Origin of the sequence: Paenibacillus yanchengensis, assembly GCF_042684845.1 — a bacterium.
Taxonomy (GTDB): domain Bacteria; phylum Bacillota; class Bacilli; order Paenibacillales; family Paenibacillaceae; genus Pristimantibacillus; species Pristimantibacillus yanchengensis.
The window spans coordinates 1-25,310 of the sequence record NZ_JBHUMH010000045.1; the positions used below are offsets into that span (position 1 = coordinate 1).

The 25,310-nt window shown below is 38.8% G+C and carries 23 protein-coding genes; 17 read left to right on the top strand and 6 right to left on the bottom strand.

Annotated features, from left to right (window positions below; translation table 11 throughout):
• Positions 1 to 489 precede the first annotated feature (489 nt).
• Complete coding sequence (gene yhbH / locus ACFSTH_RS12060) at positions 490 to 1,650, bottom strand: sporulation protein YhbH (RefSeq protein WP_377773945.1); 1,161 nt, start codon at positions 1,648 to 1,650, stop codon at positions 490 to 492.
• A gap of 177 nt (positions 1,651 to 1,827) precedes the next feature.
• On the opposite strand from yhbH, the gene ACFSTH_RS12065 reads away from it, so the two are divergent.
• Both ACFSTH_RS12065 and ACFSTH_RS12070 read left to right on the top strand, forming a co-directional pair.
• Positions 1,828 to 3,000, top strand: a complete 1,173-nt coding sequence (locus ACFSTH_RS12065) for an exonuclease SbcCD subunit D (RefSeq protein WP_377773947.1) — start codon at positions 1,828 to 1,830, stop codon at positions 2,998 to 3,000.
• Positions 2,997 to 6,263: an AAA family ATPase gene (locus ACFSTH_RS12070; RefSeq protein ID WP_377773949.1), complete on the top strand. Its 3,267-nt coding sequence runs from the start codon at positions 2,997 to 2,999 to the stop codon at positions 6,261 to 6,263. Before ACFSTH_RS12065 ends, ACFSTH_RS12070 begins: the two co-directional genes overlap by 4 nt.
• An 80-nt stretch (positions 6,264 to 6,343) precedes the next feature.
• On the opposite strand, the gene ACFSTH_RS12075 is transcribed toward ACFSTH_RS12070, so the two are convergent.
• The gene (locus tag ACFSTH_RS12075) at positions 6,344 to 6,844 is read right to left on the bottom strand and encodes a hypothetical protein (protein WP_377773951.1); all 501 of its coding nucleotides are present in this window, start codon (positions 6,842 to 6,844) and stop codon (positions 6,344 to 6,346) included.
• A gap of 79 nt (positions 6,845 to 6,923) precedes the next feature.
• Between ACFSTH_RS12075 and ACFSTH_RS12080 the strand changes: the two genes are divergently transcribed.
• Positions 6,924 to 7,304, top strand: coding sequence for a DUF423 domain-containing protein (locus tag ACFSTH_RS12080; RefSeq protein ID WP_377773953.1), 381 nt, complete (start codon positions 6,924 to 6,926; stop codon positions 7,302 to 7,304).
• A 114-nt stretch (positions 7,305 to 7,418) separates the two neighbouring features.
• On the opposite strand, the gene ACFSTH_RS12085 is transcribed toward ACFSTH_RS12080, so the two are convergent.
• Complete coding sequence (locus ACFSTH_RS12085; RefSeq protein ID WP_377773955.1) at positions 7,419 to 7,898, bottom strand: hypothetical protein; 480 nt, start codon at positions 7,896 to 7,898, stop codon at positions 7,419 to 7,421.
• A 174-nt stretch (positions 7,899 to 8,072) separates the two neighbouring features.
• Between ACFSTH_RS12085 and ACFSTH_RS12090 the strand changes: the two genes are divergently transcribed.
• Positions 8,073 to 8,378, top strand: a complete 306-nt coding sequence (locus ACFSTH_RS12090) for a YunC family protein (protein ID WP_377773957.1) — start codon at positions 8,073 to 8,075, stop codon at positions 8,376 to 8,378.
• Positions 8,379 to 8,445: 67 nt separating this feature from the next.
• Here ACFSTH_RS12090 and mtnA read toward each other — a convergent pair whose 3' ends face one another.
• Positions 8,446 to 9,501, bottom strand: a complete 1,056-nt coding sequence (gene mtnA, locus ACFSTH_RS12095) for an S-methyl-5-thioribose-1-phosphate isomerase (RefSeq protein ID WP_377773959.1) — start codon at positions 9,499 to 9,501, stop codon at positions 8,446 to 8,448.
• A gap of 309 nt (positions 9,502 to 9,810) precedes the next feature.
• Between mtnA and sufC the strand changes: the two genes are divergently transcribed.
• The 11 genes from sufC to ACFSTH_RS12150 all read left to right on the top strand — a co-directional run bounded on the left by sufC (position 9,811) and on the right by ACFSTH_RS12150 (position 22,001).
• A complete protein-coding gene (gene sufC / locus ACFSTH_RS12100) occupies positions 9,811 to 10,590 on the top strand; it encodes a Fe-S cluster assembly ATPase SufC (RefSeq protein WP_377773961.1) in 780 nt (259 codons plus the stop codon).
• 23 nt (positions 10,591 to 10,613) lie between these two features.
• Complete coding sequence (gene sufD, locus ACFSTH_RS12105; protein ID WP_377773963.1) at positions 10,614 to 11,909, top strand: Fe-S cluster assembly protein SufD; 1,296 nt, start codon at positions 10,614 to 10,616, stop codon at positions 11,907 to 11,909.
• A 2-nt stretch (positions 11,910 to 11,911) separates the two neighbouring features.
• Positions 11,912 to 13,138 (top strand): cysteine desulfurase, encoded by a 1,227-nt coding sequence (locus tag ACFSTH_RS12110; protein WP_377773965.1) that lies wholly within the window; start codon positions 11,912 to 11,914, stop codon positions 13,136 to 13,138.
• Positions 13,125 to 13,541: a Fe-S cluster assembly sulfur transfer protein SufU gene (sufU, locus tag ACFSTH_RS12115; protein WP_377773967.1), complete on the top strand. Its 417-nt coding sequence runs from the start codon at positions 13,125 to 13,127 to the stop codon at positions 13,539 to 13,541. The genes ACFSTH_RS12110 and sufU overlap by 14 nt, the downstream gene beginning before the upstream one ends.
• A gap of 45 nt (positions 13,542 to 13,586) precedes the next feature.
• A complete protein-coding gene (gene sufB, locus ACFSTH_RS12120) occupies positions 13,587 to 14,984 on the top strand; it encodes a Fe-S cluster assembly protein SufB (RefSeq protein WP_377773969.1) in 1,398 nt (465 codons plus the stop codon).
• Positions 14,985 to 15,580: 596 nt separating this feature from the next.
• The gene (locus tag ACFSTH_RS12125; protein WP_377773971.1) at positions 15,581 to 16,087 is read left to right on the top strand and encodes a hypothetical protein; all 507 of its coding nucleotides are present in this window, start codon (positions 15,581 to 15,583) and stop codon (positions 16,085 to 16,087) included.
• A gap of 351 nt (positions 16,088 to 16,438) precedes the next feature.
• A complete protein-coding gene (locus tag ACFSTH_RS12130) occupies positions 16,439 to 17,347 on the top strand; it encodes an ABC transporter ATP-binding protein (RefSeq protein WP_377773973.1) in 909 nt (302 codons plus the stop codon).
• Positions 17,344 to 18,099, top strand: coding sequence for an ABC transporter permease (locus tag ACFSTH_RS12135; RefSeq protein WP_377773975.1), 756 nt, complete (start codon positions 17,344 to 17,346; stop codon positions 18,097 to 18,099). Before ACFSTH_RS12130 ends, ACFSTH_RS12135 begins: the two co-directional genes overlap by 4 nt.
• Positions 18,100 to 18,214: 115 nt before the next feature.
• Entirely contained in the window at positions 18,215 to 19,588 is a 1,374-nt protein-coding gene (locus tag ACFSTH_RS12140; RefSeq protein ID WP_377773977.1) for a sensor histidine kinase, read from the top strand.
• On the top strand, positions 19,585 to 20,265 hold the full coding sequence (locus ACFSTH_RS12145; protein WP_377773979.1) for a response regulator transcription factor: 681 nt from the start codon (positions 19,585 to 19,587) through the stop codon (positions 20,263 to 20,265). Before ACFSTH_RS12140 ends, ACFSTH_RS12145 begins: the two co-directional genes overlap by 4 nt.
• A gap of 146 nt (positions 20,266 to 20,411) precedes the next feature.
• A complete protein-coding gene (locus ACFSTH_RS12150; protein ID WP_377773981.1) occupies positions 20,412 to 22,001 on the top strand; it encodes a multicopper oxidase family protein in 1,590 nt (529 codons plus the stop codon).
• 97 nt (positions 22,002 to 22,098) lie between these two features.
• Here the strand turns inward: ACFSTH_RS12150 and ACFSTH_RS12155 are convergent, their stop codons facing one another.
• A complete protein-coding gene (locus tag ACFSTH_RS12155; protein ID WP_377773983.1) occupies positions 22,099 to 22,509 on the bottom strand; it encodes a YugN family protein in 411 nt (136 codons plus the stop codon).
• Positions 22,510 to 22,738: 229 nt separating this feature from the next.
• Here ACFSTH_RS12155 and ACFSTH_RS12160 point away from each other — a divergent pair, with 229 nt between their 5' ends.
• On the top strand, positions 22,739 to 23,098 hold the full coding sequence (locus ACFSTH_RS12160) for a nucleotidyltransferase family protein (RefSeq protein ID WP_377773985.1): 360 nt from the start codon (positions 22,739 to 22,741) through the stop codon (positions 23,096 to 23,098).
• 201 nt (positions 23,099 to 23,299) lie between these two features.
• Positions 23,300 to 24,067, top strand: coding sequence for an N-acetylmuramoyl-L-alanine amidase (locus ACFSTH_RS12165; protein WP_377773987.1), 768 nt, complete (start codon positions 23,300 to 23,302; stop codon positions 24,065 to 24,067).
• A gap of 66 nt (positions 24,068 to 24,133) precedes the next feature.
• Here ACFSTH_RS12165 and ACFSTH_RS12170 read toward each other — a convergent pair whose 3' ends face one another.
• Positions 24,134 to 25,189: an HD-GYP domain-containing protein gene (locus ACFSTH_RS12170; RefSeq protein ID WP_377773989.1), complete on the bottom strand. Its 1,056-nt coding sequence runs from the start codon at positions 25,187 to 25,189 to the stop codon at positions 24,134 to 24,136.
• Positions 25,190 to 25,310 lie beyond the last annotated feature (121 nt).

Consider the following 25,310-nt stretch of genomic DNA (forward strand, 5'->3'; position numbering starts at 1 on the left):
ACAGAGGAGATACATCGATATGGACCTATATTGGACGTGGAAAAAAGAGAAGAAGAAAGCCGAACCCAAGTCATAAGTCCGGCAGATCATATCTAAAGGGAATTTACACATAAAAAAGGACTTGACCCCTTCACAAGCCCTTTGTACGTTTTTTCGTATGAAACCTTACGTTACTAGCCCCTTCACAGGCCCTTTGTACGTTTTTTCGTATAAAACCGTACGTTACTAGTCCCTTCACATGGTCGTTTATATGTTTTTTCATACAAATCTACATAACTTGCCCCTTTACACGAACGTTTGTACGTTTTTTCGTATAAAGTATGATGTGCTTCTAGATAAAAGCGTAGTCAAATATAAGATTACCAAAAAAGCTGCCAGTGGTCAGTTTTTAACTGATGTTTCTGGACAGCTCTTTCTTACCTTACCTTTCTTTGCTTTACGTTTCTTTAGTTTAGTTTAGTTTAGTTGAGTTCACTTTTATCGTTTCAATTAACTATTAGCAGGTGTTCGTTTGGAGAAAAAGCTAGTTAGCGCATTGTAGACTTCATTTTTTTCACGAATAATGTAATGCAGGAATCGATCGTGTCGTATGTTTTTGTAAGCTGACATTAGTGTGCTGTTGCGATTATATTGATTTACTTCGCCATAGCCAAACATATTCGAGCGTTTGAGTAGTTCATGAATGAGTTTGACGCAGCGATCATTATCGCTCGTTAAATTATCGCCGTCCGAAAAGTGGAACGGATAAATATTGTAACTAGAACTAGGATAGTTATTGTCGATCACTTCTAATGCTTTTATATAGGCTGATGAGCAGATAGTACCTCCGCTTTCTCCCCGATTGAAAAAGTCGTGCTCCGACACTACTTTTGCTTCCGTATGATGAGCAATAAACACTATTTCTACTTTTTCATATTGCTGGCGTAAAAAACGAGTCATCCAGAAAAAAAAGCTGCGAGCGACAAATTTTTCGTGTGATCCCATAGAACCTGAAGTGTCCATCATCGCAATGATGACGGCGTTTGATTGCGGTTTAATCGTGTCTTCCCACGTTTTGAAACGTAAATCATTTGGTGATATACGATGGATGCCGGGGTTTCCGGCTCTTGCGTTACGCCGCATGTTTTCGAGAATCGTTCTTTTTTTATCGATATTAGACATAATTCCTTTTTTACGTATATCGTTAAAGCGAATATCATCTTGTTCAATGTCTTGTTTATCTTTCTGTTCCAAAAAAGGCAGCTCTAATTCAGCGAATAGCATCGATTCCAAATCAGCAAGGGAAATTTCTGCTTCCATTATATCTTCTCCGGGCATGTCACCTGCCCCTTCGCCTTTCCCTGCTTTTTTACTATTTGGATCTATGCCTAATAAGTCACCTACTTGACTATCTCCATCTCCTTGACCGACATGTTTACTTTTGTTGTAATTATATATAAACCGATATTCATCCAAGCTCCGAATAGGAACTTTAATTATTTGTTGCCCATCCGACATAATAATATTTTCTTCCGAAACTAAATCAGGTAAATTTTGTTTGATTGCATCGCGAACTTTTTGCTGGTGACGTGCTTGATCTTGATGACCTTTGCGGTGTAGCGACCAGTCTTCCTTTGAAACGATAAACAGTGGTTTATCCGAGGATGGCATTGTTCACTCCCCCTTGTTAAGTAACGATGTTTCCATAGCACTACTATATTCAACCAATCCGCTATTATGAACTACAATCTACCGCTACAGGAATGTACTAGTCGAGTTCGCATGTCATTTGGTACACTTAAAGTAATAGTTATCGGCTGGTGAAGCCAACTGAGGGAGAGGAAAGCGATGAAATTTTTTCATACGGCTGATTGGCATCTAGGTAAATTAGTACAAGGTGTGCATATGACGGAAGATCAGCGATACATATTGTGGCAGTTAGCACAGGAGATTGAGGAAGAGCGTCCCGATGTCGTTATTATTGCTGGTGATATATATGATAGGGCTGTTCCGCCGGTGGAAGCAATTGAATTGCTGAATGAATGGCTAGAGCATGTCATCTTGTCGTTGCAGATTCCGGTTATAGCGATTAGCGGTAATCACGATAGTCCGGATCGTCTACAATTCGGGAGCAAGCTGATGCAACAGCGTGGTTTATATTTAATAGGACAGTTACAGCAAAAAATAGTACCTATTATTATCCAAGATGCATATGGGGAAGTTCATATTCATCCTGTACCGTTTGCTGATCCTGCATTTGTACGCACGCTGTATAGCGATGATTCGATTGTGTCTTATGATGATGCGATGCGGGTGATGATCGAGCAGATGAAGCCAAAGCTGCATCAAGATGCTAGGCATATATTAGTCAATCATTCGTTCGTTACACCATCTGGTCGAGCGGAGCCGAATACGAGTGATGCAGAACGACCGTTAACACTTGGTGGAGCGGAATATGTGAATGCAGACCATTTTCAACCGTTTCATTATGTGGCATTAGGGCATTTACATCAAGCTCACTATGTTAGTCAGCCACACATCCGTTATGCTGGCTCTCCATTGAAGTATTCGATATCGGAGCAGCATCATCAAAAAGGATATTATATTGTCGAAATGGACGCTGCTGGTGAGTGTCAGGTGGAGAAACGGGAGTTGACCCCTATGCGGGATATGCGAGCTATTACAGTAACGTTAGAGCAATTACAAGAGCAACCGCGTAGTGACGATTACATGTATGTGACCTTGTTAAGCGATAGCCCGATCTTATTTCCTATGGAGAAAGCAAGACAAGTATTTCCGAATACGCTTCATGTGGAACGACGTATTTTATCGGCTAGAGAGATGGATGCGGATGGACAAGAGCGACAAGATGAACAACGGGTATGGCGAAAAAATGTAGATCCCGTTTCATTATTTGCTGCTTTTTATGAGGAAGTAAATGAAATTAAACTATCAGATTCCAAGCGTCAACTATTTGCGGATACTTATCATGCCTTGTTGCAAAAGGAGGGTGAACGATGAGACCGCTTAAACTATCGATGATCGCCTTCGGACCTTATCGTGATCGGGAGATCATTGATTTTGCTGCAATGAATCAATCACCATTGTTTGTTATATCCGGTGCTACAGGTGCAGGGAAAACGACTATTTTTGATGCTATCTGTTTTGCGCTTTATGGTCAAGCTAGTGGGGAGGATCGCAGTGATATCCGTTTGTTGCGCAGCCAGTTTGCCGATGAGGACACGTATACTGCTGTAGAATTGGAGTTTGTTGTTGGGCGCAAACAATATCAAGTGATTAGGCAAATGAAGCACCGCAAAGCTGGTAATAAAAGCGAAACCGGAGATAAGCAAGAATTGTATCTGTGGGAGGAAGAAAAAGAACAGTACGTACCTGCTGTGGATCGATTTATGGCAACAGAAGTCAATGCTAAGTTATATGACATTATTGGATTGACTAGGGAACAATTCAATCAAATTGTTATGTTACCACAAGGAGAGTTTCGTAAACTACTAACATCAGATACAGACAATAAAGAAGAAATATTGCGAAAATTGTTTCAAACGCAACTGTATGAACGATTGGAACTTTCTTTTTATGAACGGAATCGAGCGGTACAGCAGCAATTAAAAGAACAGCGAAATCAACTTACAGTGTGGATGGAACAAGCGAAAGAGACACTTCCGGAGCGTGAAGGACAGTCATTTCATTCTTTGCTTACTGAAGACGTATGGAACGAGCAACTTATATTGCAGGCATTACAAGCGGAGGTTGTATTTTACCAACAACAGAAGTTAACAGCTGAGAGCAGCAAACAGCAAGTGTCTAGTCAATTACAGGCGGAGCAAATCCGTTTGCAGCAAGCAGAAATGTTTAATGCGAAATACGATCAATGGGTAGCGAAGCAGGAGCAACGCCGTCTACTGGAGGAGCAGCAAGAACACCATCAATTATTAAAGCAGAAGTTGGAATTAGCTAATAAAGCCCAGCGAATCGTTCCTTATGAACAGCACTGGCTGCAACAACAGGCAACGAAAGAAAAGACGGCACAGCAGCTCAGCAGTTATGAGCAACGGGTAGAGGTAGCGGAACGAGCGGCGTTCGAAGCGGGACAAACGTATAATAAATTATTAGAAGCAGAACCTGAACGTAAACAAGCGGAAAAACAGCTGGAATTATTAGAGGAATTTTTACCTATCGTAAAGACGTTAACTGCTCAAAAAAAATCGTTACATCGTTTGCAGACGGAAGCGACAGATAAAGAAAACAGGTTAGCGACGTTAGTACAGCAAGACGGACAAATACGACGGGAAAAAGAGCGACTGCGACAAGAACGGCTAGCTGCTGATCAAGCAACAACAACGCAAAGTGCGTTAATGCAATTACAGTCTATCGTAGAGCAGTTGGGCAAACAATTTAGCCGACTAGTCGAAGTGACGACAACGATAGATGCTACACATCAAGCGGAGCAACGATCCTTACAGCAATTGCACAGCGCACAATCTCATTTTGAGCAAATAGAGCATCGATGGATAAGTGGACAAGCGGGCCTATTAGCAGCTCAACTCCATGACGATAATCCGTGCCCGGTATGCGGGAGTATTGATCATCCTCACAAAGCGATTAGTATGGAGGCATTACCGACGCAAGCTGAATTACAAGCAGCCCAGCAAACGTGGCTGACGTTGGAGCGTCAAGTAGAAGCGGAGCGAGCAAAGCTAGCTTCATCGGAGCAACTGTATAGTCAGCAATATGAAGAATTAATGAGTTTAAAAGAGCAATATCAACTGATGATGCAACCACTAGTACAAACTCAACTGGTAGCAGTGGGGAATGGTAGGAGTTATAATACGGAAACGGTCTGGCAAAGAATCAACTCGCAACTGGATGAATCTACGACAATCGTATTGTCAGAACAATTTTGGGGTGCGATTGATGAACAGCATAATGGGAAATTGCTAGATCAAAATCGCCAATTTTTGCGCACTTTTTGGAAGCTTATCGTAGAGCAACGAGAGCAATTAGAACGAATATTGAAACAACGCGAAGTAATTGTGCAAGAAGAAGAGAAATTAGAAAGTATGGCGGTACAGATACAAAAGAATCGTGATGCTGGTCAAGAGCAGTTACAGAAAATTCAATTAGAACGAGTGTCTCTGGAAACGATTTTGAACCAAGAGCTAGCACGCATTCCAGCGGAGCTTCAATCATTGGTACAGTTAGAAGAGCGGGTCAAAGAACAATCGGCTACTGTAGAGCAGTTGCAACGACAATGGAAGGAAGCCGAGCAGCTGAAACAGCAAACGGTGACAAAGCTTGTAGAGGAAAAAACGAATGTAGAGCAAATGCGCAATCGTTTGGATGAAGCAAATCGATCGTTAGAAACGATGCAAGCACGTTTGTTGGAGCAGCTGGAGAAGGCTGCATTTGCCTCACTACAGCAATACGAGCAAGCAAAGGCTGCTGAGCTAGAGATGGGGCGGTGGAAGGCGGAGATCGAGCAATATGAGTCTTTGCTGGCTACATTGCGTGAGCAGCTAGCTGTCTTGGAAGCAGAATTGCAAGGAACAGCCAAAATTGATCTTTCCGAAATGAAACAATATGTTGTTCAGTTGCAGCAGCGATACGATGAGGTGTTAGCGAAAGAGCATCAAGCACTTATTTATGAAAAAGAATCGAATCGGATCGTTAACGGCTTGGGAGTTACAATAAATGCAACAAAAGATACGGAAGAAAAATTGTCCGAAATCGCTGATGTATATGCAATGCTTAAAGGCGATAATCGGTTAAAAATTTCATTTGAACGTTATATTTTAATTGAATACTTAGAGCAGATTCTGTTTGCAGCAAATGAACGATTGAAATATATGTCGGGTGGTCAATTTTTGTTGCAGCGCAGTGATCGGCTTGAAACGAGAGGAAAGCAAAGTGGATTAGGTTTGGATGTTTATGATGCTTATACGGGAGGACAGCGTGATGTGCGCTCTTTGTCGGGTGGAGAAAAATTCAATGCTTCCCTTTGTTTAGCGTTAGGCATGACGGATGTCATTCAAGCGAATCAAGGCGGTATTACGATAGAGATGATGTTTATTGACGAAGGATTTGGCTCATTGGATGAAGAAGCGTTGCAAAAAGCGTTAACAGTGCTGGTGGATTTGCAAAAAGCAGGTCGAATGATTGGTGTAATCTCCCACGTTGCGGAAGTTAAACAAGCATTTCCAGTATGTATCGAAGTGACGAAATTAAAAGAAGGATACAGTACAACAACATTGATTTTAAAATAAAAAGTAATCCGCCAGACATTTTGGCTAACCAATTAGTCCAGCGGATATGATCGGTGTGTTCCACAAAGTTTAATAAGTGGTTAAACGGTAAAGAAACTAATGACAAACAAAGCAAAGGCACCTACCAAAACAATACTATTCAGTACGACACCAATAATTGCGAAAACTTTCTTTTTGTACTTTGCGGTTAGCCCAATAATACCTAAAATCAAACCTACAAATGCCATAATAAGTCCAGCAAATAAAAGGATCGTTGCTACAACAATAAGAATGAGAGATGTGCCAAGAACTTCTTGCAAAGCAACATTGTTTTCGAGTGCAGTAGGATCGTTAGCCAAAGACATTAATTGTTCTAACGTTTCCGGATTAGTAGCTAATTGCATCACAGTAGTGTATCCCATTGCGAAAGTAATCGCCATTGTAATTACTGCGACGATAGCAATGACAAAAGAAGCAATACCTAGCTTACTGTGCGTAAGCTGTGCATTCATTTCCGAATAGGGAGCAAACGTAGTATAACCTGTTTGTTCATGATATGGTCGTTGATTTTGAACATCTTGATCCTGTTGTTGGTTGTCCATCGTGACAAATCCACTCCTTACAATCATAATAGAAATAATCTTGCCCCATTATATACTTAAACGAGAGGAAAGAAAACGAATGAAAATTAATTATTTTACGATTGGTGCATTTAGTGCTACATTAGCGATTGCTTTAGGTGCATTCGGAGCACATGGATTGGAAGGTAAAATAACAGAACATTATATACAAGTTTTTGAAACTGGAGTTCGTTATCACATGTATAGTTCGTTAGGATTAATGCTGATCGGTTTGCTTTCCAAAATAGTAGCCAATAATAAATCATTTATTAACGGCGCACACTTCATCTTAGCTGGTACGATTATATTTAGTGGAAGCCTTTATATTTTGTCTCTAACTTCATTTTCTAAACTGGGAATGATTACGCCAATCGGTGGAGTAGCGATGATCATCGGTTGGTGTATGGTAGCTATTTCAGCTGGAAAACAAAAATTTAATTAGATACGTCAATTAGGCGTTTTGATGATAGGGATACGGACAACAAAGAAGCAAGCTAGGGGGAGCAGTAACTTCCTGGCTTGCTTTGTTTATTTATTTAATTATCCATGTAAAAAACTAGGCAATAATATCTTCTATTTCATACAAGTGAAAGGTGTACACTTGTTTTTCATCTACATGATAAACCGTTATTAATTGCAGTTCTTCATCCATCCGCAGCACTCTACAAGGAATGCTTTTTTTTATGCCCAGTCCTTTATTAAGCACTAAACGAATTAATGTATTGTCATTCATGTAGCGATTTACTTTTGTGAAAATATTGGAAGGCTCTGTTATTTCAGAATAGTTACCATTGGGTACTATTTTCTCCTCCAGCGAGGTTATCGGTACAGGTACGATATCTGGGTTAAGCTGTTTTGTTTGTTCCATTAATACTCCTAACTGAATGCCCGATTCAATTCGGTAATCAGCAAAATTGGCTTCATTTAGTTTTTTTATTAATTGTTCCAAAGCAGTTGTATGATGAGTATCGCTCAGCATGACTTCTAGTTTAAAAATAAAGGAAGTTGTATTTTGAGCTTCTGGTTGTTGTTTCATCTGTCTGCCTCCTGTCATTCGTATTCGTGGTAATCATTTGAAAGTGGGGATGTATAGGTAAAATGTATCGTAATAAGAACAGATGTCCAATCGGTTATACACGTTAGCGCATATGTTAAAAGTAAGCAAGAAACTTAATAAATAGCGTTAATGCTAAGGAGGTCGACTTAACCGATGGTGCAAGTGGTACCTATAAAATTGGATAACGGAGAAACAGTTATAGGTGTGGAAGTAAAACTCCCTAAAACGACTTTATTAACGATTTCAACAGACAAAGGTTATATTATGTGTGGAGCGCTAGATGTACTACTTTTAAATGAAAAGTTACGTGAACGAGAAATTATAGCTGGTCGTGCTGTTGGTGTTCGTAACTTGGAACAACTACTTGAAGCACCGCTGGAATCAGTGACGATCAAGGCAGAACAACTAGGGATTTTTGCGGGTATGAAAGGAGCAGAAGCTTTAAAACGAATGTTATAAATAATAATGATTGGTGATGTCACTATTTCTTTTGTAGCGGTTTAAATATGTGACATCACCTTAGTTTTTATTCAAATAGTTGCCGCAAATTTTGTTCGTAAGGTGCACGAATAATACCTTTTTCAGTAATTATAGCCGTTACATATTCATTTGGTGTAATATCAAATGCGGGATTGTAGACTTTTATTCCTTGTGGGGCAGTACGTTTGCCGAATCCTTCTGTCACTTCATTATCGTTTCGTAGCTCAATTGGAATTTTATCTCCAGTTGGAGTGTCCAAATCAATGGTAGATAGTGGACAAGCAACGTAAAAGGGAATGTTATGAGCTTTAGCTAATACGGCTACACTATACGTACCGATTTTATTGGCGACATCACCATTGGCAGCGACTCTATCTGTTCCGACAATGACGGCATCTACCAAACCTTTGGCCATAATCATTCCTGCCATATTGTCACAAATGAGTGTTACATCAGCACCTGCTTGTTGCAATTCAAAGGCAGTTAGTCTAGCGCCTTGTAATACGGGACGAGTTTCATCTGCATAGATGCGAAGGTGGATACCTTCTTCTAAAGCCAAATACATCGGAGCAAGTGCTGTACCATACTTAGAAGTAGCAAGCGCGCCTGCATTACAGTGCGTTAAAACACCCATGTCGTTTTCAAATAACGTCAGTGCATGCTCACCAATCGCTCGGTTGGTTGCTTCATCTTCTTGGTGGATCAGAATCGCTTCTTGTTCTAATAATTGTTTTGCTTCAATGAGAGAAAGCTTCTGTTCCATTATACGCACAGCGCAAGCCTTCATTCTATCCAATGCCCAAAATAAATTAACAGCAGTAGGGCGAGAGGTTGCCAAATAATTAGCAGTATCTATAATTTTGTTGAACCAAGCTTGTTCTTCTATTTGTTCTGTACTGCCGAGAACGACACCGTATGCAGCAGCTATACCTATCGCTGGAGCACCTCGGACTGCTAAACTGCTAATCGCATCCCACACTTCCGTTGCCGTAGTGAGTGTCAGATAAACGATATCTTCCGGGAGTAATCTTTGATCTAATAAATCGAGTGCTTCTTGTTTCCAAATAAGGGATTGTAGTGGTTGTTGTTGCTTCTGTGACACGAGCAAAAATCCTCCTTGTTATCCGATCTTGGCGAAAAGTTATCTATAAATAAACTCGCTTGCCGGTTACTTTATTATCATCCTGCTATAGTATAATGGAAATGGTATGTTCTTGGAATAGTATAACTTCACCAAAATGACAAAAAGAACAACCGCAGTGATAAATATCACCAAAATAGTACTAATTCATGCATTTATGGGCTATTCCATTGATAAATAGTTAAAACTATATTAGAATGATTATTGAGAATCAAATGAGAATCACCCTGCTCAATGAATATTAACCAACCATGGAGGGATCAGTATATTATGGCAACACAATTTGTCATCGATGGGCTTAAAGCTCAAATCGAAGGAAAAGAGATATTGAAAGGCATTAACCTAGAGATTAAAGGTGGCGAAATCCACGCGATCATGGGGCCGAACGGAACGGGAAAGAGTACACTAGCTTCTGCTCTTATGGGGCATCCAAAATATGAAGTAACAGAAGGTACAGCTTCACTGAATGGTGAAAACGTACTAGAGATGGGTGTTGACGAGCGTGCACGTGCAGGAATGTTTTTGGCAATGCAATATCCAAGTGAAATTTCTGGTGTGACAAACTCCGACTTTCTACGTAGTGCAATTAATGCACGTCGCGAAGAAGGAAGCGAAATCTCACTAATTAAATTTATCCGTCAAATGGAAAAAGAAATGAAAACATTAGAGATGAACCCTGAGTTCGCACATCGTTATTTGAATGAAGGATTTTCTGGCGGCGAGAAAAAACGTAATGAAATATTGCAAATGAAATTGCTTGATCCAAAGATTGCAATATTGGATGAAGTGGATTCCGGTCTTGATATAGATGCACTTAGAATTGTTGCTGGTGCAGTAAATGAGATGCGTTCGGATGATCGTGGCTTTTTGATTATTACTCACTATCAGCGTCTACTTGACTATATTACTCCTGACTTTGTCCACGTCATGATGCAAGGGCGTATTGTAAAATCTGGTGGTCCAGAGCTTGCTCATCGACTTGAAAAAGATGGATATGATTGGATTAAGGATGAGCTTGGTATTGTTGACGAGACTGTAGGTCAGAATTAATTCGGAGAAGGAGGTTTTTTTAAATGAGTACACAACTATTCTCTCCGATGAACCGCCAATCAGCGGAGACACTGGCACGCAGCAAGGGAGAACCAGATTGGCTAGTTGAACTGCGTGGCGATGCAGCAGACTTGGTAGACACACTTGCTTGGCCTAAGCCAGAGAAAATGAATATTGAGCGTTGGGATTTATCTAACTTTGGTAGCTACAGCGCACAAGACCAAATTAATTCTATAGATGCGTTGCCTGAAAAAGTGAAAAAAATGGCTGATGAACAAAATATTGTTATTCAGCGTAATTCGGCAGCAGTATATCATAAACTGTCAGAAGACTTGGCTGCTAAAGGTGTAATCTTCACTGATTTAGAAACAGCTGTGAAAGAGCATGGCGATCTTGTAAAACCATACTTGTTCCAAGCAGTAGCTAAAGACGAAAGCAAATTTACCGCTTTGCAAGCGGCGTTGTGGAACGGAGGAGTATTCGTATATGTTCCTCGCAACGTTGAAGTGGACATTCCATTGCAGGCGATTCTATATAATGATAATGCTGAGGCAACCTTTGCTCCACATATAGTTATAGTTGCAGAAGCGCACAGTAAAGTAACGTATGTTGATGTTGTATTGTCAGATGATAGTCTGAAAGGAACACCATTCGTACATCCATCAATCGTTGAAGTATATGCAAAACCAGGATCATTAGTCCAGTTTGCATCGATTCGTTCTATGGCGGATCAAGGAGTCGATTTGAGTCACCGTCGTGCTATTATCGAAGATGATGCACGTGTAGAATGGTTGATTGGCGATTTGAATGATGGCAACACGCTATCTGAGACGAAGTCGATCATGAAAGGTCGCGGATCTAGCTCCGATTCCAAAGTTATTACTATTGGTCAAGGAAATCAAAAAATGAGTATTACTACTCATGCAGTACATTTCGGTAAACATTCGGATTCTAATATGATTGTTCGTGCGGTAATGAAAGATTCCTCACAAGCGATTATTAACGGAATTACAAAAATTGAGCATGGTGCTACGAAAGCTAACGGTGAGCAAACGGAACGTGTATTGATGCTAAGCCCGAAAGCGCGTGGTGATGCCAATCCTATCTTGTTAATTGACGAAGACGATGTTACGGCAGGTCATGCGGCTAGTGCTGGTCAAGTGAATCCAGAGCAAGTGTACTACTTGATGTCAAGAGGAATAACGAGACAAGAAGCAGAACGATTAATTATCAATGGTTTCTTGGCACCAGAAGTGGATAGTATAGCTATAGAAGCTGTTCGTAATCAATTAGTTGCCCTTCTTGAAAGGAAGCTGTAAACATGAATATCCATGCAATTCGGGAGCAGTTCCCTATATTGCATCAACAAGTGAATGGTCATGAGCTTGTTTATCTGGATAGCGCGGCATCTTCTCAGAAGCCGCGTTCTGTCATTGATGCGATGCGGGATTACTATGAACATAGTCATGCTAATGTACACCGTGGTGTGCACACACTCGGTTCTCGAGCGACAGATGCTTATGAAGGTGCGAGAGCAAAGGTTGCCACATTTTTAAATGCAAAAGATATTAGAGAAATTGTCTTTACTCGCGGAGCAACAGCAGCTATTAATTTAGTTGCTTCAAGTTACGCACGAGCCAACTGTCAACCAGGTGACGAGATTGTTCTGACAGCAGCTGAACATCATGCGAATTTGATTCCTTGGCAACAAGTAGCGAAAGCTACTGGAGCGATATTGAAGTTCATTCCGTTGCAGCCAGATGGAACATTTACGCTAGAAGACGCTGCCGCAACTATGTCAAGCAAAACGAAGATTGTCACTGTATCGCATATGTCCAATGTACTAGGAAATGTTAATCCGATTAAGGAGCTAGTGCAGTTAGCACATGAACATGGTGCAGTTATCGTAGTTGATGGAGCGCAAAGTGCTCCGCATCATAAAGTTGATGTTGTGCAGCTAGATGTAGATTTCTTTGTACTTGCTGGGCATAAAATGTGCGGTCCTACTGGTATAGGAGTTCTTTATGGTAAACAAGCATTACTTGCTCATATGGAACCTGTTGAGTTTGGCGGAGATATGATTGAATTTGTTGATCTACATGATGCAACATGGAATGAAGCGCCTTACCGCTTTGAAGCAGGTACACCTATAATTGCCGAAGCCATTGGTTTGGGGGCAGCTATCGATTTTCTAGAAAGTATCGGAATGGAAGAGATCAACAAGTATGTAACACAGCTTGGAAATTACGCTTATGAGCGATTATCAGAAATAGATGGACTAACGATTTATGGCCCAACGAAAAACAGGTCTGCACTTGTTACATTTAACTTGGATGAAGTTCATCCACATGATGTAGCAACTGTACTTGATACGTATGGGATTGCTGTAAGAGCTGGACATCATTGCTGTCAGCCATTGATGCGATATTTTGACGTATCATCAACAGCGAGAGCTAGTTTTTACTTGTACAATACAGAAGCAGAAGTAGATCGTTTAGTAGATGGGTTAATTCAAACAAAGGAGTTCTTCGGTCATGCAATTAGATGATTTATACCGTAGAGTCATAATGGATCATTATAAAAATCCACGTAATCGCGGTGAGTTGCAAAGTGAAGCCGTCACGATACAGTTGCACAACCCGACTTGTGGCGACCGAATTTCGTTGCAGCTCCAGCTTGAGGAAGATATAGTCGTAGATGCGAAGTTTACTGGGGAAGGCTGTTCCATCAGTTTAAGTTCAGCTTCTATGATGACAGAAGCAGTCAAAGGAAAATCATATTCACAAGCCATCGACATGGCGAATCGTTTTTCTTCTCTCATGCAAGGTGAAGATGTTGAGTTTGAAGAAAATGAAGATATTGAAGCTTTGTCCGGTGTGAATAAATTTCCTGCAAGAATTAAGTGTGCTACGTTAGCGTGGAATGCACTCCGTAAAGGAATAGATCAATAAACAGCGTTAGAATGCAACATTAAATGAAATAGGAGCGTGATTACGATGGCAAAAACAATGCCGGAAATGGAAGAATACAAATATGGTTTCCGTGATGAACACAAGTCTATTTTCCAATCAGGAAAAGGGTTAACGGAAGAAATTGTACGAACTATTTCCAAAATGAAAGACGAGCCAGAGTGGATGCTTGATTTTCGATTGAAGTCATTGGCTCAATTCCGAAAAATGCCGATGCCAACTTGGGGCGGAGATATGGATGATTTGAATTTCGATGATATTCAATATTATGTAAAGCCATCCGAAAAGCAAGGTAAAACGTGGGAAGAAGTTCCACAAGAAATTAAAGAAACATTTGATAAACTTGGAATTCCTGAAGCGGAACAAAAGTTTCTAGCTGGTGTATCAGCACAATATGAGTCTGAAGTTGTTTATCATAGCATGCAAGAAGACTTGGAGAAACAAGGTGTTATATTCACTGATACGGATACAGCACTAAGAGAATATCCAGAGTTGCTACGAGAATATTTCGGAACGATAATTCCTCCAGAAGATAATAAGTTTGCAGCGCTAAATAGTGCCGTATGGTCCGGCGGTAGTTTCATCTATGTGCCTAAAGGCGTGAAATGTGAAGTGCCATTGCAAGCATATTTCCGAATTAACTCCGAAAATATGGGACAATTTGAGCGTACGCTTATCATTGCTGACGAAGGTAGCTCGGTACATTATGTAGAGGGCTGTACAGCTCCTGTCTATAGTACCAACTCCTTGCATAGTGCTGTAGTTGAGATCATTTGTAAGAAAGATTCAAGTGTTCGCTATACAACGATTCAAAACTGGGCTCCAAATATTTATAATTTGGTTACAAAACGAGCTGTCGCTGACGAGAATGCTACAATGGATTGGGTAGATGGTAACATCGGATCTAAATTGACGATGAAATACCCAGCTGTTATTCTACGTGGTCGTGGCGCAAAAGGGATGGTATTGTCCATAGCTGTTGCAGGTAAAGGACAGCACCAGGATTCTGGCGCTAAAATGACACATCTAGCACCAGATACGAGTTCTACGATTATTGCTAAATCGATTAGTAAACATGGTGGTAAAGTTACCTATCGTGGACTTGCTAACTTCGGTAGAAACTCTGATGGAGCCAAATCAAACGTTAAGTGTGATACTTTGATTTTGGATAACGAATCTACTTCAGATACAATTCCGTATAATGAAATCTTCAACGATAACATTACATTGGAGCATGAAGCTACTGTATCTAACGTATCTGAAGACCAGCTATTCTATCTGATGAGCCGTGGGCTTGACGAAGATGAAGCTACACAAATGATCGTTATGGGCTTTATCGAGCCATTCACCAAAGAACTACCGATGGAATATGCGGTAGAGATGAATCGATTGATTAAATTTGAGATGGAAGGAAGCATTGGTTAACCAACATAAGTTGTTGGTGAATCCATGTTTCTAGAATAGAGAACATTGGGTAAAACCGGATCGTGCCAATGCCGATCCTGTTTTACCTTTTTTTGTAGGATAGGGATCAGTTTTAAACCTTTATTCCATTAAAAGACCCTATAATGAAATATAAGAAACTTTTCATACAGTTGATTCGTAATTTAAAAAAGTATGAAAATTAAAATATTTGGAAGTGATACGGATAACGAAAGACTCAATAAAGAAGTAAATGAATTCTTAGATAGTGATAATATTGAAGTAGTAGATTTAAAATTTAGTAATAGCATGAATGGATTGGCTGTTTTGGTTATGTTTAATGAAAAGTGATTTGTCAATTACTTTTAAAAAAGTTGGTAAACAATCAGATCATTTAAAAAAGGAGGGGGATGAATGGCTTATATTGGAGTTGCATTTGCTTTAGCTGTAGCTATATGGATAGGTTGGAAAGAAGACAAAAAGGCAAAGACTAATTAATGAATGTAAAAGTTAATCCATATTGGCAGTTTTTATGCTATAATAACCAAGGACAGGGGAAGCTCCTGTCCTTGGTTATTATTAAAAGGGTGGAGAAATTCATGAAAAGATCATTTCTCGTTGTTACTGGCATAGTCCTTTTGATTGTACTTGTACTTATTCTTGTACAAATGAATTATTCCAATTCTTATCAAAAAATTAATATTAATGGTCCTGCATACATGTATGGAGATAGTATCGATCAGGTGTTACCCATTTCTATAGAGGGAAAATATAATAAAAAGAAAGACTCTTTTATTGGGTCAATGGAAATAGACAATAGAATTAAACTTGATAATGTGCTGTTTATCCCTGGAGCGGACATCATTTTTTACGAAGGTAGTAAACGGACTGATTTAGGACGAATGTTTTTTGATAATGAAAGTTTAAATTATTCAATGGAAATTACCGATCCTGTTTTTTATGAGAAGTTAACTAAAAGTTCTAGTGATGGTAAAGCGAAAGTTATTATTAGCTCACCATCAAATAATTATGAGCAAGCTCAACGAGTAAATGAAGAATTAAGGAATAGGAGCTTCCCTTGGGAAAATAGTATCAGGAGCAGATGATCAACCAAGATCAGTTGACAAAGCCATTCATACCTAAACGGTATGAGTGGCTTATTTGCGTTTATGCGATTGGTATGTAACACAATCACAGCTGTACCATCGTGAGCAAACTGATAGACAACACGTTATGTGAATTTAATTGTGTGCTAGGGCGTTATGGCAGCGTATGCTCGTTACAATCAATTTGTATAGACTTATTCGAGAAGTTGGTCATTGTTTACTGCCAGAGGATTACCGCAATTATTTGATAAGAAAAGGTGTTTACCAATATAAAATTATTGATTTGCGATAAATTTATATTGTTAAACATCTTTTTTCGTGTTATGATTTTTACGGAAAGCGAGGGGTAATATGACAAAAATAGTATTGAAAGCAGATCAGTTATATAAAACAATTGGATCAAAAGAAATTATACATGCAATGTCATTCGAGTTAGAGGAAGGTAAAATATATGGTTTTTTGGGACCGAACGGTAGTGGTAAAACGACGACGATCCGGATGTTAACGGGACTCATAAAAATTAGTAAAGGTGATGCCTATATTAATGGATATAGTATTACAAAAGAAAGAGAACGAGCATTGGAACAGGTTGGAGCTATTGTAGAAAACCCGGAGTTATATGAATATATGACAGGCAGAGAAAATCTGATTCATTTTGCTAATATGGCAAAAAATAAAGTAGCGCGAAGCTATATAGAAGAACTCATTCAATTGGTAGATTTGACAGCTGCGATTGATAATAAAGTGAAAACTTATTCTTTGGGAATGAAACAACGACTAGGAATTGCACAAGCGCTATTGCATCAACCGAAAATTTTAATATTAGATGAACCAACGAATGGGCTTGACCCAGCAGGAATTAGAAAAATTCGAGATTATTTGCGACAGCTAGCTCATGAACAGAAGATTACGATTATCGTATCGAGCCACTTGTTAAGTGAAATCGAAATGATGTGTGATGAAGTAATCGTCATTCATAAAGGCAAGTTTATTCAATCTAAAAGTTTGCAGAAAAATGATAATAAGTCGGAACAAAAAGTGATTGTTCGTTGTAAAGTGCATAGTACGGAGCAATTAGCAGCTGTTACAAACATAACGATAGAGGACAACCATCATTTTACGGTAGAACTGGACTATGATAAGATTCCAATGTTTGTCGTTCAGTTAGTGGAACAAAATATTGCAGTATTTAGTGTAGTGCCAATCCAAGAAACGTTAGAAGAGCAATTTTTGAAGTGGACGGGAGGAGGCGTAAAATGATACTTTTAATAAAAAATGAATTAATGAAATTACATGCAAGCAAAAAAATAGCATTAGTTTTAAGTATACTGATTGCATTGCCACTTGCTTTACTTGTATTAATTAAGTCGTGGATGCCATTAAGAGAACGGTATGAAAGTTATTTAGAATATGTATTGCTTAATTTGAATACGGTGTACTTCTTGTTAACGATTGCTGGCATTTTGTTAGCAAGTAAAATCATATCAGATGAAATCCAACAAGGAACGATTAAACAATTATTATTACGACCGCATTCGAGACCAAAAATATTATTATCAAAATATGTTGCGATACTACTTATACTTTTCAGCGGTTATTTTTTAGTAGTCATTATTTCGATAGCGCTTGGTTTACCCTTATTTGGAGCAGATGATGCAGCACGATCGATTGGAGATGTTATGCAATTAGTGCTTTTCAAAGGGATAGCGACCATATTTTATACAACATTAGCATTTATGTTATCCATCGTATGGAAAAGTAGTGTCCTTCCGTTAACAAGCTCTATTATTTTATTTTTACTTAACTCTTTCGTAACGAAATTAATAGCAATGGTCTTTAAGAAATATGCAGGATTTGTTGTATTGACACAACTTGATTTGCAAATATATTCAACGGTCAATATGGGCTATCCTTACTTTTCAATGCTTACTGCTGCACTATATGTAGTTTTTCATATTGTTTTATTTCTTATCATTACAAGTATCACTTTTAACAAGCAAGATATGCTGTAAAGGAATAAGTAAAAATTTATTATTAATAGAACGACTATCTGAAATGATACTACCTGCAAGTTCTGCAAAATTGGTATATGATTAATCTTTACAATGGATGAGTAGGTGAACGATATTGAAAAGTATTAATATCAAAATAGCTAGCTTTTTAACCATTTTATTATGTGTGTTAGAAATTGTTTTGCTCGTATATTTGTTACAGACGGTACTACATTCTCGTTTTCAAGAAGAAGTGAGCAGAATATTAAGAAGTGGTAGTAACCATCGAAGTGTATTGGAAGATCATTATTCGGAGGAAACGATTAAACATATTGCGTTAATGGAAAACAATCCTGATACCGGGGTAGTTATTATGAATGTGCATCGGGATATTATTGGTCAATCCAATAATGGGGTTATATCGGAGCTAGAGAAGCTTGATATGGACAAGTTGTTTCAATCGCCAGATCAATTAGTTGTGAAACATTGGCGCACAACACCTTATTTAGTTAGTGTCCATCCTTATGAAGCGAAGCAAGAGAGCGGAATATTGATTTTATTTCAAAGTACGGAAGCATTACACTCGTTGGATAAGGAACTACAGAAGCAGTTTTTAATAGCGGGAGTTTTTATATTTTTGATTGTTGTTACACTATATATTTTACTTACACGTGTCATAACTAGACCATTGTGGAACATGAGAAAAGCAACGGAGCAGTTAAGTACAGGTGACTATACGGTTACAATACCTGTATATAGTCGCGATGAAATTGGACAATTAGCAGTTACGATCCAAAATTTGGCCTATGAGCTTCAATCGTTACAACAAAGTCGTAATGATTTTCTAGCAAGCGTTGCTCACGAACTTGGAACACCACTTACTTATTTAATTGGATATGTAAAAGTAGCACAACGACCGACGACATCGCCGGAGCAGTTACAGCGTTATTTGACCATCATACAAGAGGAAGCTCAGCGGATGACTAAATTGGTACAGGATTTGATGGAGTTAGCCCGACTTGGTGAAGTACATTTTTCGATAAAACGTGAAGTCGTTTCTATACCAGCGTTGCTACAGCAAATGGAACAAATGATGAGTAGGCAGTTTGAAGAAAAACAAGTGAGGCTGCAAGTGAAAACATCTGAGGAAATTGTGGTGCTCGGTGATCCAATAAGGTTACAGCAAGTGTTTACAAATTTATTGGATAACGCTTTACAGCATTCTCATGCAGGACAGACGGTGACTATAGCAGCGGAACAAAGTAAAGAAGCAGTTATTTTTACAGTAATAGATGAAGGGGACGGCATTGCGCCAGAACATGTACCGTTTGTCTTTGATCGGATGTATCGTGTAGATCAATCAAGAGCAAGACATTTGGGTGGTGCAGGGCTTGGTCTATCGATTGCCAAAGAGATTATTCAAGCGCATCAAGGAACGATAGTAGTCACCAGTAAAGTGGGACGAGGAACGACGTTTACTGTTACTTTGAAAAGGGTGAAACAGGTATGAATGTTATGATTATTGATGATGAAGCGAGAATGTTAGATTTAATTGAATTGTTTTTATCGCCAGAAGGTTATTCTTGTTTAAAATATACGGATGCACAGCAAGCTTTACAGCAATTACGCATAACGGATGTGGATTTGGTTATATTGGATATTATGATGCCGTTCATTTCTGGTTGGGAAGTATGTCAGGAAATTCGTCAGTTTTCTAATGTGCCTATTTTAATGTTAACTGCTCGGAAACAGCTAGAAGATGTGGTAAAAGGATTAAAGGTAGGGGCAGATGATTACATGACGAAGCCATTCGAGGAGGAAGAATTACTGGCTCGATTAGCGGCATTATTACGTCGGGCACAGCACTATGAAAAAAACAAAAATGACGTTATCCAACGTGGGGAATATCGCTTAAATTTGGCGGAATATACGTTGCATTATCAGTCATCGCAGCTAGTGCTTACTCAAAAAGAATTTAAAATGCTAGAGACGTTAATGACTGAACCGAAAAAGATATTTACACGGGAACAATTGTTCGAGCAAGTATGGGGTTTGGAAAGTATGACAGAATTAAGAACAATAGATTCCCACGTTCGCAATTTACGAGATAAGTTAAAGCGGCACCATATTGCGATGACAGATGTGTTACTCACCGTTTGGGGTGTAGGTTATCGCTGGCAAGAGTAATGGTTAATCATGACATTATGGTGAAAAGTGCAAATGTGCATAATTACTGCACAATTTGTTGTTATGCTATGAGGGAGAGGATGACGGGCGTTTCATTACGTGAAGTCCATTCTATAAGTATAGTATGACAGCAAAGGAGAGAAGCGATGATGAGAAAAACAGCAATAGTAGTCATTTCAGCAGTAATGTTAATTATTGCAGGATGTGGTATATCACCTAATGAAACAAATGGTAACGATAGCGGTAGTAACGGCGCGAGTAATAATAGTAGTACTAATCGTAATGCTATGCATATGATGAATGGGCATATGGGGAGTTTATCTACTAATGAGCAGCAACGGAAGGATGACAACGACATGCAAGGACATATGTCCCATAATCGTAATATGAATGGTCACATGGACCATGAAAATATTGTTCCGCTACAGGCTTCGACCGGTGAGAATAAATTAGCAATACCAGCACTCCTTGAGCCAGATAAAAAAGGGGTCTATACGGTGAAAGCACAGCAAGGAAAAACAGCGTTTTTTGAAGGAGTTCTGTCAGAGACATTTGGTTATAATGGGGATTTGTTAGGTCCGATTATTCGTTTGAAGCAAGGAGAACAAGCAGCGATTCGCATCGTAAATGAGTTAAAGGAAGAAACTACTTTTCATTGGCACGGTCTGGAAGTAGCTGGACAAGTAGATGGTGGACCACATGATCCGCTGCAAGCTGGTGATGAGCAACTGTTAAAGTTTGATATAACACAAGAAGCGGCAACGCTGTGGTTTCATCCACACCCGCATAACAATACAGCCTCTCAAGTTTATCGTGGATTAGCAGGATTGTTATACATTGAAGATGAAAATAGTGCAGCATTACCTTTGCCAAAAGAACATGGGAAAAATGACTTTCCATTAGTGTTTCAAGATCGATTGTTCAATGAAGCGAAGCAATTAGATTATGAGCATGCTTATTATAGTGATGGAACGGTGGGCGACACATTACTTATTAATGGAACAGTGAATCCTTATCTTGAAGTAAAGAGGGAACAAGTACGTCTTCGTTTATTGAATGGAGCGAATGCTCGAAATATAACGTTTCGTTTAAATACTGGGGATGAATTTCATCAAATTGCTACAGATGGAGGATTGTTGAATGCTCCTGTTGCACAAACCGAAATTACGTTAACGCCATCGGAGCGGGCAGAAATTATCGTTGATTTCTCATTGTTTGCCGCAGATCAGAAAATAGAATTGGTAGATGAGCATGGCACTGTACTGCTGCCCTTCCATATCGAAAGAGGTGGAAAGGCGAATTCAGAACCGCTACCAAAACAGATGAACGATTATGCAGTGACAGAGGCAGAAAAAGCACTTCCGATATCGAAGAAAGTAGAATTGTTCGGTATGATGAATATGGTCTACATTAATGGCAAAAAATTTGATCCAGATCGTGTTGATTTAACGCAACAAAAAGGTGTAACCGAAGTATGGGAAATATATAATGAAAAAGATATGATGGGTGGCATGATACATCCGTTCCATATTCATGGTACACAGTTCAAAGTGATATCACGTGATGGAGTAGAACCGTTAGCACATGAGCAAGGATGGAAAGATAGTATATCTGTAGCACCAGGAGAACGGGTGAAGATTGCCGTTACGTTTGAACACGAAGGATTATACATGTTCCATTGTCACATATTAGAGCACGAAGATAGTGGGATGATGGGTCAAATTAAAGTAGAATAAATGCGAAAAAAACAATGGTCATTGGAACGTAGCTATTAAAATAGCTACTTCCGATGACCTTTATTTGTGCATGTGCATGTGAAGTAGTGTCTTTTAACTAATACACATATGGAGTTAGTTGTTCTATAAGATGCTCGCCAACTTGTTTCCAGCGATCACGATGGGGAATATGACCGTCTGTATCCAGTGGTGCTTGAAACTGATTCAATCCGACTGCACTAAGCAGTGAATTGCTATCATAATCAAGACCGATATTGAGGACATGTTTGATTAAATATGGCGTTTTGAATTGAATAACTGTTTCATCGTGATCCAGCTTTCCTCTTATAGTGGCAAAAGGTAGCCGTAAATAAATGGACTCTCCTTGTTCTTGCCAAATAATTTGATCAAAACTACCAAAATCATATTCCCAATTGCCACCTAAACTTAATCCATGCTTATGTACATCCATTGAAAAACGTCCAAAAACAGCTTCCTTTCCCTCTAAAGCAGTATCCAACATAATCATAGTACGCCCTCCCTAGCTAGAATTCTAAAGTTATTACCAGTGTTTCCCGAAAGAAAATAGTTCATACTATAAAAGAAGTCTTCTATCGTGAAGTGCAATTGGTGTAGCATTATGGTACTTAGTTCCGGCAGTGAATACTATTATGTTATAATACTATTCAAAGATAATATTGGATAAAATGATGAGAATAGATAGGAAATTCCTTGTGATAAGTAAGGAGGGATAGCAAATGAAAATGAAAAAAATTAGCGATGTTAAAAGCTTAACTGATCAAGAAATGATGGCTTTAGAGGAGTTAGTTTTTAAAGTAAAACATGTATTTCGTGTGAAAAACATTTTTTTGTTTGGCTCAAAAGCAAGGGGAGATAGTAACGAAAACTCTGATGTTGATATTATGATTATTATCGAAGAAGATGAAGCTAAGGAGAATCGAAATAAACTATCTGAAATTTCATTTGAAGTTAATTATGAATACGATACGAATATATATGCCGGGTTAGATTATGGGAGTAAATGGGAAGATAAAGACTATTTACTATTACCACTACCTTCTAACATTACAGAAGAGGGAGTGGAGCTAAGTGTATAGAAAAAACTCAGCTATAATATTGCTTAGAAAAGCAAGTAATAAATTAAACGGTGCAAAGACAGCTTTTGAACAAGAACGATTTGATGATTGTGTAAGCGATTTTTAAAATTCTCGGTATGCAGGTTGCTGTCCAAGCAGTACAATGATTAATGACATATACTAAGTTAGATACTTAATATATTGTTAAAGGAGTGCATTTGCTTGGCAGAATGGGTAGGGGCTATTAAACCGTTGTTAATGATCGATGCTGGTCACGGTGGCGTAGATAGTGGAGCTGGAGGAAATGGCATTGTAGAGAAAGCGATGACACTACAAATTTCGTTATACCAATATGAACGATTTCAAGAATTAGGTATAGCTGTAGCATTGACTAGAAATATAGATAAAACATTGGAGCCCAATGACCGCACTGCGATGATCAAAAAAAGCGGAGCTAAATATTGTATGTCTAATCACATTAACGCTGCATCATCCACTAGTGCGAATGGGGCGGAATTTATTCATAGTGTTCATTCTAATGGGAAATGGTCATCCATTATGGCACAATGTCTCGCTAACGCTGGACAGGTGTTAAGACCAAGAGCAACGTATTCCAAGGCGCAATCGAATGGGCAAGACTATTATTTTATGCATCGGTTAACTGGTAATGTAGAAACGGTTATTGTAGAATATGGATTTTTGTCAAATAGTACAGATGCGGATCGTTTAAAAAGTAATTGGAAATCATATGCTGAAGCAATGGTAAAGGCATTTTGTGAGTATACGAATCATCCTTATCAACCTGAATCTGTAAAACCGATCATAGTAGCTGGCTTTACAGATATTGGAGATCATTGGGCAAAAGATAGTATTGTAAAGGCAGTGAACAGCGGGTTGATGAATGGCGTTAGCCAAGATAAGTTTGCTCCTGATGAGCCAATAACTAGAGCACAGATAGCTGTAATATTAGATCGAGCAGGACTGAGCTAGTTGCATATCGCAATAAAGCTTTGGAGTAGAGTCTTTTAAAATAAAAACATATTATCGTGCATGTACTTATAAATAGACATGCACGATTTCATATTCTCTTTCGGTAGTCAAATCGATAAATTGATTGTCTACTTGTACAAGCGGTCGGAAAAACTCATTAGGGTGAGTCATAATAATAATGCCCAATTCATCATTGTTCAGTTTCACTTGTTTGCCGATAAAATTAGGAATCATATGTTTAATAAAAGTATGAGTAGTAGTCGGATCTAGTTCATCAAAACTTAATCGATAAAGTTCACGCAGTACAAATAGCAAATCGCGTTCTTTTTGATAGACGCGTGTAGAAATCATAGCACTGTAAATATCAGCAACGGATATAATTTTGGCAATGGGATGAATATGCTCGCCAGTTAATCCATATGGATATCCGCTACCGTTCACTCGCTCATGATGTTGTAAAGCACCTAAAGCTAAAGTAGCATCGTCCAGTGATTTTTTGATGATTTGGTAGCCGTGTATCGTATGTTGTTTAATTTCTTCGAATTCATCATTTGTTAGTTTGTTAGGACTATTCAATATGTCGTTATCGACTTTGGCTTTTCCTATATCATGCAAAAATCCAGCTTTCCCAATCGTGTTTGCTTCGTCTTGTGAATAGCCAAGCCAATTAGCTAAATAGTAAGTTAACATGCCAACATGAACAGAGTGCTGGTAAGTATAATTATCAGCATTGTTCAACAATAGGAGCATAGATACAACATCACGTTCTAGCTGTAAATGCTCAAACAATGGTTCTATAGCAGCAGTAACAACTTCATCGTCAACAGTTCCGTCCTTGGCAGCTTGGATGAAACAATTTTCTATCGTTGAAATGGTTTGGTCATAGATTGGTTTGACACTGGGCAACCACTTCGGCGTAGCGGTAGATTCCAATGTTCTTGATTCCAACATGACATGTTTGCGCTGCTCAATATCTACATATTCAATTTGGTGTTGCAAAAGTTTGGAAATTTCTCTGCTATTTAGTACTGTGCCTTTAGATAAAACATGTAAACCGTAATGGTTGAACACATCCTCTTCCAATCGATCGCCATCTATTAAATCTATCGTATGTACCTTCATAAAGACACCTCGAGATCATTTATTCACTTGCAAATAGTTAGTCATGAACGAAAATAAATCATTTAAACTAATGTTAACAATCATTTTAGAAGTTTACAATATGTATATCGACATAACAGGT